An 11631-nucleotide genomic window follows, 5' to 3' on the forward strand; every position below is an offset into this window, starting at 1 on the left:
GGCCGCCATTCAGGTTAATGCCAATTCAAAAGGTCGCTACTGCGCCGCCGATGCCAGCACCGCCTGTGCACTCATTACAACCATCAGACTGCCGGATGATTTGGAAGGGTTTACAAAAATCATATACACATCGTGCGACTTACCATCCGCCGCGGGGAGTTTTACAGGAATTTCCAGGGCCGACGGTTTGAAATCGAGCTTGTCGGTCGGTTCGAGGTAGGCCGATTCGCCGATTACCTTGCCCGTCGGGCTGTCGAGCCGCAGCTCTATTTTGCCGCCCAACGCATTCAGCTGCGGTTTCGGCGCCATAGCCATAATGCGGAATACCGAAACACCATTCAGATCCACTTGTTTCAGCCCCATATAAGCACCCGATTTTGCCGGAATAGCCAGGTTATTACCGCCGTACGACATTTTATTGACATTGTCATACACATCGAACCCGTGCACGTCCATATTCGAATTCCGCAGCACAAAAGTCTGCTCGGAGCGTAATGCAGGCAGGCCTTTCGCACCCTTGTCCTCGTACGCAGCGCGCACGACGAACACGCCCTTGCCCTTATCGCCATTCGGTAATGCGGCCGTGTAGCTTCCTTTCACAGGTAGCGAAGCATTTGCGGCGTCATTTGAAAGGTTCAGAATGTATTTCACCATTTCCGAAGCCTCGGCGGCCGAAAGCTGCGGGTGCGCGGCCATCGCCGTTTCGCCCCACACGCCACCACCACCATTGATCACCTTTTTGGTAAGCGTTTCCACGGCCGAGCCGTTGCCTTTGTATTTGCGGGCGACGTCGGTGTAAGCCGGGCCGATGGATTTTTTACTAATGGCGTGGCAGGCCTTGCAATCGCTTGCCTCGATAAGCTTTTTGCCCTTCGCAAATGTCGCTGTCGCGTCCGCTGAGCGGTGCCCCTGCGCAATGGCTACCTTGTCGAAACCTTCGGGCAGGTAGTCGATGTTCACGGCCACGGCGTCGGCGTCGATGCCGCTTCCGAGCGCACCGTCTTCCTTATCTTTCACTTTTACATCATATTGGAACGGCTTGCCCGGCACGAAAAACGACTTGTTGGCCCCCGGCATGTCCAGGCTCAGCACCGGAGCCTCATTACCAACCGTCACATCGAGCGACTGTGTCGAAATGCCGCCTTTTCCGTCGTTGACAGTTAGTGCAGCTTTGTACAGCCCTGTTTTGGCAAGCGTTAGCTGCGCGTCCCGGGTGTTGATTGTTTTGGTAAAACCGTTTTTGGAAGTGATTTTCCATGAATAGGTCAATGCGTCCCCGTCGGCATCGTCTGTGCCCGAAGCTGTAAGTTTCAATGTCAGTGGCGCGGAACCACCTTGTTTGTTGGCGGCCATTTCAATCTTCGGCTTGCGGTTACCGCCGTTGTACTCGATGCGGATCAGGCGGGCGTCGTCATTGGCGGAGAACCAGCCGGAGCCGTATTCGAGCATGTACAGATCCCCGTTTTGTGCAAATTCCATATCCATCGGGTTAGAGAATTTATAGCTCGGCATAAAGCGCTCCATGGATGTGTAATTGCCTTCTTTATCCATCGTCACGGCCATAATCCAGCCGCGCATCCATTCGTAGGCCAGCAGCTTGCCATTGTAATAGGCAGGAAATGCACCGGCAGTCTTGAAATCGTCCGAATAGAATACCGGGCCGGCCATGGCGTTGCGCCCGCCCGCACCTACGAGCGGGAACTCGGGCGAGGCGTCGTAAGGATACCATATGAATGCTTTCTGCGCCGGAGGCAGCACTTTCAAGCCCGTATTACTGGGAGAATTGTTGGTCGGCGCCGCTACATCCCATTTCTCGCCAGATTGGCTAGCCGTGAAGTCATATTTGTTGTAAGCCTTGTTATCTCCTACAAAATGCGGCCAGCCGAAGTTACCCGCTTTGCGGGCCTGCCCTACCTCGTCGTGACCGGCCGGGCCGCGGTTAGCGTCGGGTTTGGCAGCGTCGGGCCCCACCTCTCCCCAATATACGTAGCCGGTGTGCTTATCCACCGAAATACGGAACGGGTTACGGTGGCCCATGGTGTAGATTTCCGGGCGCGTTTGCGCTGTGCCTTTCGAGAAAAGGTTTCCTTCCGGGATGGTGTAGGTACCATCCGCCTGCGGTTTAATGCGAATGATCTTGCCGCGCAGGTCATTGGTATTGGCGGAAGATTTCTGTGCGTCCCATGCCTCGCGACCTGCACGTTCGTCGCTCGGGCTGTATCCGTTGGAGCCGTGCGGATTGGTGTTGTCACCGGTCGATAAGTAAAGGTTACCATCCTTATCCCAGGCAATAGAGCCGGCGGTATGGCAGCATTCTTCGCGCTGCGTAGGCACGTCGAGCATGATTTTGCGCGATGCCAGGTCCAGCTCGTCGCCTTTCAGTTCAAAGCGTGCCAGCACATTCTTCGACTCGTTCGGGTCGGAATAGTAGAGGTAGATCCAGTGGTTTTGGGCAAAATTGGGGTCTTTGTTCAATCCTAATAAACCATCCTCGCCCATGGATTCCTTACCTTCCTTGCTCACATACTTGGTACTCACCGGCAGCTTGGCGATGGTTTTCAGTTCTTTGGATTGGATATTGTACAAAAGCACCTCGCCTTTCCGCTGGATAAACAGGATGCGCCCGTCACCCAGCACGCTGAGTTCCATGGGTTCGTCCAGTTTTTCGGCCAGTATCACTTTGGAAAAACGGTTTTCTTCCGGCCGTGCTTTGGCAAAATCGACCGGCTTGGGCGTATCACCGCCCGTGGTGTAGCGAATGCCCGCCCAGAGGTGATTCAGGAAGAGGGGCTCTTCGAAAGTTTCGTCGGTATGTCCCATGGCCGTGTAAAACGACCGGCCGCCGTCAAACTCCTGGTACCAGCTCATCGGGTGGAAATCCGAGTTTTTGCCGCCGGTATAGCTCTTTTCGTCGATTTTCAGGACGACGTTGATTTTCGGGGATATATTTTTAAAACTGTAAAACTCATCGCTCCGCTCGAATTCGTCGGGCATACCCTGCGTGGCCCAATGATTTTTCTCGGTAACAATAAATTTCCCTTTCTGCACATTGTTGGGCATCGGGTGGTCGAGGAACCAGGCCCCGGCCAATGCACCGTACCACGGCCATTCGTATTCCGTATCGCTGGCCGCGTGAATGCCCACGTAGCCGCCCCCCGCCTGAATGTAGCGTTCGAATGCGCTTTGCTGTTCGGCATCGAGTATATCCCCGGTGGTATTCAGGAAGATAACCGTGTTGTATTTTTTCAGATTGCTTTCCTTAAACTGCGCGGCGTCCTCCGTGAAACTGACGCCATAACCCTTCTCGGTCGCCATTTTGCCCAGCGCCTTCTTCCCCGCCTCGATCGACGGATGCCTGAAAGCCGCCGTTTTGCTGAATACCAGCAACTGCATTTTGGGCGCCTGCGCCATTACATGACCGACCAGCAGCCATGCACAGCCCAGCAGCACGCCCTGTAATTTTCTCTTCATCCGGTTAGGTTGTTTGAATTTGTGACTTTCAAATGTACAGCAAAAAATACTATTGTCTATATTTGAGACAATAAATTTTGTACTAACATATATTCTAATCATACAACAACATCTCTCCCCGGTCTGAAGACCGGGGCATTGGATTTCTTCTTCATATGCATTCACCTAGCGAACAGGATTACATACAGCAGCTTTCTATCGACTGCGTCATTTTCGGTTACCAGGATTCCCAGCTCAGCGTTTTGGTGCCCAAACTGAATTTCCGGGGCGATTTCTGCGCGCTGCCGAGCGGGTTTATTTATCAAAATGAAGGCATAGACCAGGCGGCGCGCCGGATTCTGGAAGACCGCACGGGCATTAAAGATATTTACCTCGAACAATTCAGGGTGTTTGGCGACGCGCCGAGATCGAATATCCGCTTCCTGGAAAGGCTGATCGAGCTCAATGAGGACAAACTCGGCGATAAGCGCTTCGACCGCAAAGAGTTCGACTGGATTACCCGCCGGTTCGTTTCGATCGGCTATTATGCATTGGTGGATATCAATAAGGTAGTCCCACAAAAAACGGAGCTCGACGAATCTATCAGCTGGTACCCTGTACGCGCATTGCCGCCGATGATCATGGACCATCACGAAATGGTGCATTCCGCATTGGAAACATTGCAGCTCAACCTCGACCAGAAGCTCATCGCATTCAACCTCCTTCCCGAAACTTTCACGATGCGTGAAGTCCAGGAGCTTTACGAATCCATTTTCGACCGCGCATTCGCCCGGAATAACTTCCAGAAAAAGATCCTCGACCTGAATGTGCTGGAAAGGCTGGAAAAGAAATTCACCGGCGCCGCCAACAAAGCGCCATTCCTGTACCGGTTCCGGAATGAGGTACACGCGCAGGCGAGCACGGATGTAGGGGCAGCATAATTGCGCCCGGGCGTAAATCTCCGGCAAGCGGATCGTCGGTACTCGGGGGAAGGACTAGCCAAAATCGCCGGTACGCCGGATCGCCGGATCGCCGGGCCGCCGGTACGCCGGAACGCCGGGGTACTACATCGCTGTGGCTACAAAGCTACATGGGGTTCGGTGGAGAGCCACCACCAATTAGCTGCCGGGGGTGAATCTTTGCACAGTCAAAAACAGATCGCCCCCGTGACAATGAAACCTGAGAGCACCCTGAAAGTATTAGTTTTCGATTTACACCCTATTTCCCGTAAAGGAATCCGGCTCCTGCTGGATACCATGGACATGCGCATGAAAGTGACCGAAGCCGGCCGCGTGCGCCAGTTTTACAAATACGCCACTACCCAGCGCTTCGACCTCATTGTGATGAGCGTGAACGACGTAGACAGTTTCGACAACGAACTGATTGGCAAGATACTCCCTAAAACCGTAGTGCTTTACACCGAAGAAGGGGCTGAAAACGCCATGGACCTGATGGCTCTCGGCGGAGGCGCCTGCATGTCGAAAAAATGCAACGACGCCGCATTGCGGGAAGGTATTTCGGCCGTGCTGCAACAGCGCCGCTACGTGTGCGCCACTACCCAGGCGCACGTGAATGCCGAGTACTGGCGGTTCAGGGCGATCCGCAACGGCGCCACGGGTAGTTATCGCCCCCGCGTGCGCCAGCTCACGAGCCGTGAATCGGAAATCGCATCGATGCTGGAAACCGGCATGAAAACCGGGGAGATCGCCGACCGCCTCCAAATTCAGCACAGCACCGTGAGCACCCTGAAAGCACGTGCGTTCCGCAAGCTTTCGATGACCAACCTGGTACAGGCCATTCATACACTGGAATAACGTATACCAATTACCGGATTACCGGCTAGCCCTTCTAAGACAAGCATCATCACCATGCGCCACGTAATTTTGTACGACTCCCACCCGATTATCCTGCGGGGTCTTAAAGAGTTTTTTAAAAACCTCGGAAACGAGTTTACATTCTTTGAAACCCATACCGTAGCGGGTGTTTCGAAGTATCTTGCAAACCATAAAATCGACCTGGTAGTGGTGGGGGTGAACGAGAAATCGGGGATCGATGCGCGGCTGATAGAGAAGCACAGCGCTATCCCGTGGGTGATCATGTACAACGACAACCTCTACAAAAAGGCCTTGTCTCTCGTACTTTCCGGCGCCAGCGCGTGCATTTCGAAGGGTTGCCGCGACCAGGAAACGGAGAAATGCCTGCGGGAAGTGCTCGACGCGCGGCGCTACATTTGTGAAAGTACATTGCAGAAATTTGGCTACGAATTCCTGTTCGACCCGAGCAACCAGGCCCAGATACGCAACTTCCTCAAATACAACCTGCAACGAAAGCCCAACAAGCTTTCGCCCCGGGAGCAGCAGGTAGCCAACCTGCTCGTCAGCGGTATGAGGACCTCGGAAATCGCGACGGCACTGAATGTCAGGCACAGCACGATCAGCACCATCAAACGGACGGTCATGCTGAAAAAGAATGTGATCAACATCGTCGAACTGGCTTCGGTTTTGTCAAATTAATGGCCTCCCGCCGTTTTGTAATTCAGGTTGAAATGCATTAATTTCAGTCGTTACGATCAAACCGTAATCCTGAAAGGACTGTTTCAAATATGCCGCTCTCCATACTTATAGCCGACGACCACCAGCTTGTCCGGAAAGGACTGCAGATGGTCGTTAAAGAAGTCCTGGGATTCAATGTGACCGTAGAATTTGCCGAAGCCGGCCGGGAAGTGATCGAAAAAGTTACCGCCCGGGACTTCGATATGCTCATCACCGATCTGAACATGCCCGAGACCAACGAACTCGCGCTGATCCCCGACATTTTACGTATCCGTCCCAAGCTAAAAATCCTGGTCGTAACAATGAAGCCCGACAAGGTTTTTGCCGCCAGGTTCTTCCGCGAAGGCGCACTCGGGTATGTAAACAAGAACGAACCCGACCAGGTCCTCGCCGAGGCTATACACGTCGTAAGCCAGGGGCGGCGGTACATTTCGAGGTCGCAGAGCGAGATTTTTTCCAATGCGTTGATCGGTAATGTAGCCAATACGCCTTTCGACAAGCTCTCGAAACGGGAATTTGAAGTAGCATTGCTCCTGCTCAAAGGCTATGGCGCACTCGAAGTTGCCAATGCACTTTCTATCAGCGCCTCCACGGCCAGCAGCTTTCGTTGCCGCGTTTTCGACAAGCTGGAAATCAAGAACTTGCTGGAACTGAACCATCTTGCCCAGATGTATCAGATTGGGGCAGATTTTGAAGGAGAATCGTAAAAGTACTCCCCTGCCCCGGTTCGCTGGCGATGGCAATGCTGCCCTGGATGTAGTCGAGCATGGTGTGGATGAGCAGACTGCCCGTGCCGCGGTTACCGGCTTGCCTGTCTCGGCTCATGAACAGGGCGATCTGCTCGTCGGTCAGGCCCTGGCCTGTGTCGGCGATCGAGATCAGCAACCGGCCGTTTTCCTCCCGGCATGAAAGCGTGATTTCGCCCTCTATCGTGTTTTTATTCGCATTGTCGATCAGGTTACGGATCACGACGGAGAGTATCTGGTAGTCCGAAACACATTCCAGATCGGTGTGCACAATCGTGAGCCGGTTATGGTTTACCTTGAATAGTTCCTTGTAAAGCGAAGCAATTTCCTCGAACAATGCATTCAACGGAAACAGGTTTTTACTGATCTTGAAACCCTGCTGCTGCGTGCTGATCCACATGAAGAACTGCTCGGTAAAGCCCAGCAAATTTTGCGTGCCCATATGCAAGTCGCCCAGGTACGCATCGAGATCGGAATGCGTGAGCTGTGTGTGGTTTTTCAAAAGGTTACCACTAATGAGCGAAATGAACCGCAGCGGTGACCGCATATCGTGCAGCACCATCGTGATCACATGGTCTTTGAACCGGTTGCTTTCCAGCAATGCCATTTCCGACTTCGCCAGGTCGTCCACGGCGCTTTTCAGCTCGCGTGTACGGGCCGAAATAGTGTTTTCGAGTTCCTGCGCCTCCTTTTGCAGCTTGGTTAGCCTTCTTTTAAATAACAAATACCCCACCCCCACCGATACACAAATGCAAAGCGCGTAAAACCACCAGGTATTGTAAAACCAGGGCTGCACCTCGATAGGCAGGACAAACTGCCCCGCGCTATCCGGTATATGTGCGCCGTTGCGCCTCACCAGGAGCTTGTAATCCCCCGGCGGAAGGCTGGTGATCGTTACATAACCATTCTTCTCCACTTTATGCCAACCCGGGTCCAGGCCCGCGACCTGGTATTCGAGATCAAGGTTTTCGGGATTGCCGAAGTAGGGCGACGAGACCTGAACGGCAAGCAGCTTGAAATCCGGCGAGAGATCGATGCCTTTTGCATTGAGCGCAACGGGCCGGCCCTTCACGGTCAGGCTGTCCACAAAAACGTTGCGGCTCGGGTAATAGGGTTTGAGTTTATGGGGATAAAACCAGACGAGCCCTTTCATGGATGGAAGCGATAAAAGGCTGTCTTTCAGCCACACAAACGAAGGATCGCAGCCGCCGTTGAACTCGTTGGTAGGAAGTCCGTCGGTACGGTCGAAACGGAAATAGCTGACCTTGTCCTGCTTTCTTTCCGCGTAGGCCATCAATTCACTTTTCTTCACTTTGAAAAGGCCGTTGTTGCTCGGCAGCCAGAAAAAACCGTGGCCGTCCTCGATAAAAGAATGGACAGTAGTGAGCGCCCGCCGCGGGCCGGTGGGCATGTGGTAGAGTTTCTTGTTGTGTAAAAGATAAAACCCTTTTCCATAAGTAGATATCCATATCTTATTCGCCGCTTCCGCGTACACCGTCCGCACCGACATCGATTCCAATACCGACTTATCGATCCGGTTTCGCTCGTAATCATACCATTTGAGCCCTTTTTCCGTACAAACCAGGAAATAGGACGGCCGGATTTGCCTCGCAAAGAGGATATTCGTCAATTGCGGAAAATTCTTGAAACCGACCGGCTTGTCATTCACGAGTTTACCGAATCCCCTGGACGAAGCAAAAAAATAGCCACCCTTATCCGCCTCACTCATATGAACCATCCCGTATCCCGAAGCTACTACCCGACTTTGGCCGCTTGCGATGTCCAGTTTTTTGAGTTTAAAATTCTCCTCGTAGTAGAGCTGTTCATTACCCGGTGCAAACAACCAGGGGCCGATGCCGGTATTGATCGGCAATGGCCGGGGCGGCTGGTCCATCGAAACCAGCATATTCTTCACGACCACACGGCCGTCGTCCAGCTTCGCCTGCGCGTACAGGCTCTGTTCGAGAACGGGGGACGAAAATGTCGGCGACGAAAATTGATTTTTTTGTACCACAAACAGCCCGTCGGTGGTTGAACCGAGGTAGTAGGCCTGTTGTTCGGGCACATAGCGGATACAACTCAAAAAAGGTATTTGAACGCCGTCCAGCTCGATTTCCGAACTGAGGCGGCCGTTCCGCAGCGCAACTTTATAAAGATCGTCGCCTGCGTAAACATACAGCCCGTCCGGACTGGGAAAGGTGCGAAAATCGCCGGAAAGAAACAGGGGACTGGAAGCCAATGGCCCTTCAATCGATGTGTACGCAGGCACAACGCGGCCGTTTTTCCACGCTTCCACCCGGTTCCCCGGTAAAATGCAAGCTAGGAACTGCCCGCCAAAGATCGCATACTGCGGCCTCGCGCCCGTATAATCCCTGATTTGCACCGGCGCTTTCAGGCCAGGCGACAAATAGAGCAAAGAATTCTCGTTTTGAAGGTATACTTCATGATTGGAAATACTCGACGTAAAAAGAAATGGATTCTGCCCCAGATGTTCGTAAAAATAGGCCAGCTTGTTCAGCATTCCCTTGTCATCGACCGCCACGCCTTGCAGCCCCACATGCACCGTCCATTGCGGAAGCAATACCGGCGCCGGCGCAGCATGCGGTCCAACAGCCGCTACCTTGATGATCTGCTCCCCATACAGCCGCGCGTACAACGTGCCGCGTGCGTCGGCGGTAAGCCCCGCCAAACGTGCCGATTTCAGCCCCGGCAGCTCATTGGTACCGTAGGTGACAAAACGTTGCCCGTCGTAACGCACCATTCCCATTTCGGTAGCAAGCCAGCAATAGCCCCATTCGTCGAATGCGATGTCTTTCACGCTGTTTTGAGGGAGGCCATTGTCGGTATTGTATTGAGAAACAATAAATTGCTCCTGCTGCGCAGCTACGGGAAAGCTATGCAGAATGAGAGAAATCAACGCGACCAGGAGGATTCTCATAGGACAATGGTATGGTGTATCGAGGGCTATTTTCTTATGAAACTACTAAAATGTCCGGTATTAGAATAACTACTCCTGAATCTATTAGAAGTACTACGTCGTGTCAGACGGCTTCTGTCGATAAAAATCTTCGGGGAGCTCGCGTGCGGTTTGGCAGCCAGCCTGTTTTCCTGCAATAAAAAAAGAGGGTGTCTCAATTAAAAAACGAGGCACCCTCTTTCATTTTATTTTTGATGATCTGGAATCGGCAGTAATATCTTAGACAAGAAGCTATTGGGCTCGATTTGGTTAATGAAGGCAAAAAACGGCTGTCTTAGGCCGCTCTTTTCCTTAGATTTTGGGCTAATGCTATTAATCCCCACTCGATTTCGACCTTTTGCTTGCCGCGGAGCATGAATCGCCGGAAGCCGTGATTGTTTTTGATGTTGCCAAAGACCGGTTCAACATCATAGCATCGCTTCTTTCGTTTCTGGATGCCTTCTTCACTTGTTAGCAGCTGGTCAGCTTGCTGCTTTTGCCTTTCTAGATTGACATTTATCTGAATCACCCGATCGCCTTGTGACTTGTGACAAGCTCCGTTCAATGGGCAATTTTGACAGTTTCTGGCTTTGTAAAGCCTTACGGTCTGCCCAAAGCCGGTGGTTGTTTTCCTTGTCCGATCGCCTATGTAAGCCATTTTCTGACCCATCGGACAGATATAATAGTCCTGCCCCGGGTTGTAATAAAGTTTGTCGGTGGCAAATGGGTGTTTCCTGTTGAAGGCGCGGTTCTGGCGTTTGTCAAATAGGTTGTACTTCACAAAGGCAGTCACCTTCTTTTCTTCCAATAAAGTGTAGTTTTCCTCCGAGCCGTAACCGGCATCGGCAGTCAGCGATTTGGGGGCAGCGCCAAAGCTTTTCTCATGCTGTTCCAGGTGACTGGACAGCGTGTTCGTATCAGTGGTATTGGGGTGGATGGAGTAATTTACGATGAACTGATTTGAGGTTGATATCTGAACATTATAGGCAGGTTTGAGCTGGCCGTTGCGCATATGGTCCTCCTTCAACTTCATAAAGGTAGCGTCAGGATCGGTCTTGCTATAACTGTTTCGTCTACCTAAAATGGCTTCCTGCTGCTCGTAGCGGGCAATATTGGCCGGGTAATGCTTGGTCACATAACCCAGTTTGGTCTTCATTTTCTTGTCGATGTTCTCCTTTTTACCGAGCACCTGGTTAAGCGTATCGACCGTATCCTGGACTTTCTCCTTATTGATTGTGGTCAAGTCTGGCGGCTCGGGCATGTTGTCTTCGGTGGCAGCCACGCTCTGTGCATACGCCCAGATCTCAGCCAGTTGTTTTTTCATTTTCTCCTTATTGCTGGCAATCGCCTTCTTCCAGACAAATGTGTATTTATTGGCGTTCGCTTCAATTTTGGTTCCATCGGTAAATACTTCCTCAATGCTCAGATATCCTTCCTGGGCAAGCAAGCTGACCACTTGCTCAAAAATCGTCCTGAACGTATCCTTTAAACGAACGCCCCTAAAACGGTTAATGGTGTTATGATCAGGGAAGCTCATTGAGCTCAAATACATAAAGTAAATGCTCTCCTTACAAGCCGCTTCCAGCTTCCTACTTGAATAAATATTGCTCATGTAGCCGAATACAAGCACTTTTAACAGCATCTGGGGATGGTAGCTCGCCGGGCCGGTCAGGTAGTAGGCAGCATTGAGCGACTCTAAATTGATCTTATTGATCACATCATCGACCACACGTACAACGTGACCTTTGGGGACTAATTCATCTAAACTTGGGGGAAGCAGCATTAACTGCTGCTGGTGATAGGGCTTGAAATTAGGCTGTCGTCGACCCATTTTTCCTTGATTTGCTTATACCTAAAGATAATCAATTCAGAAAAATTACCCAACCATGAAAATGAAAAAAGACTGCCTCATGTGAGACAGCCTCTT

General features: G+C 51.9%; 7 protein-coding genes. 4 read left to right on the forward strand and 3 right to left on the reverse strand.

What is annotated here, in order from left to right; all coding sequences use genetic code 11:
- Positions 1-36 precede the first annotated feature (36 nt).
- Positions 37-3471, reverse strand: coding sequence for a ThuA domain-containing protein (locus tag BLQ88_RS29580; protein ID WP_090156622.1), 3435 nt, complete (start codon positions 3469-3471; stop codon positions 37-39).
- Positions 3472-3626: 155 nt separating this feature from the next.
- Here BLQ88_RS29580 and BLQ88_RS29585 point away from each other — a divergent pair, with 155 nt between their 5' ends.
- The 4 genes from BLQ88_RS29585 to BLQ88_RS29600 all read left to right on the forward strand — a co-directional run bounded on the left by BLQ88_RS29585 (position 3627) and on the right by BLQ88_RS29600 (position 6709).
- A complete protein-coding gene (locus BLQ88_RS29585; protein WP_090156623.1) occupies positions 3627-4391 on the forward strand; it encodes an NUDIX hydrolase in 765 nt (254 codons plus the stop codon).
- 231 nt (positions 4392-4622) lie between these two features.
- Positions 4623-5264, forward strand: a complete 642-nt coding sequence (locus BLQ88_RS29590) for a response regulator transcription factor (RefSeq protein ID WP_090156624.1) — start codon at positions 4623-4625, stop codon at positions 5262-5264.
- A 54-nt stretch (positions 5265-5318) separates the two neighbouring features.
- On the forward strand, positions 5319-5963 hold the full coding sequence (locus BLQ88_RS29595; RefSeq protein ID WP_090156625.1) for a helix-turn-helix transcriptional regulator: 645 nt from the start codon (positions 5319-5321) through the stop codon (positions 5961-5963).
- Between the two features lie 89 nt (positions 5964-6052).
- Entirely contained in the window at positions 6053-6709 is a 657-nt protein-coding gene (locus BLQ88_RS29600) for a response regulator (RefSeq protein WP_090156626.1), read from the forward strand.
- Here the strand turns inward: BLQ88_RS29600 and BLQ88_RS29605 are convergent.
- Together BLQ88_RS29605 and BLQ88_RS29610 are read right to left on the reverse strand one after the other, a co-directional pair.
- Complete coding sequence (locus BLQ88_RS29605) at positions 6636-9686, reverse strand: sensor histidine kinase (RefSeq protein ID WP_090156627.1); 3051 nt, start codon at positions 9684-9686, stop codon at positions 6636-6638. The genes BLQ88_RS29600 and BLQ88_RS29605 overlap by 74 nt on opposite strands.
- 313 nt (positions 9687-9999) lie before the next feature.
- Positions 10000-11535, reverse strand: a complete 1536-nt coding sequence (locus BLQ88_RS29610; RefSeq protein ID WP_090145524.1) for an IS1182 family transposase — start codon at positions 11533-11535, stop codon at positions 10000-10002.
- Positions 11536-11631: the final 96 nt, after the last annotated feature.

This window comes from Dyadobacter soli, from assembly GCF_900101885.1.
In the GTDB taxonomy this organism is placed as follows: Bacteria; Bacteroidota; Bacteroidia; order Cytophagales; family Spirosomataceae; genus Dyadobacter; species Dyadobacter soli.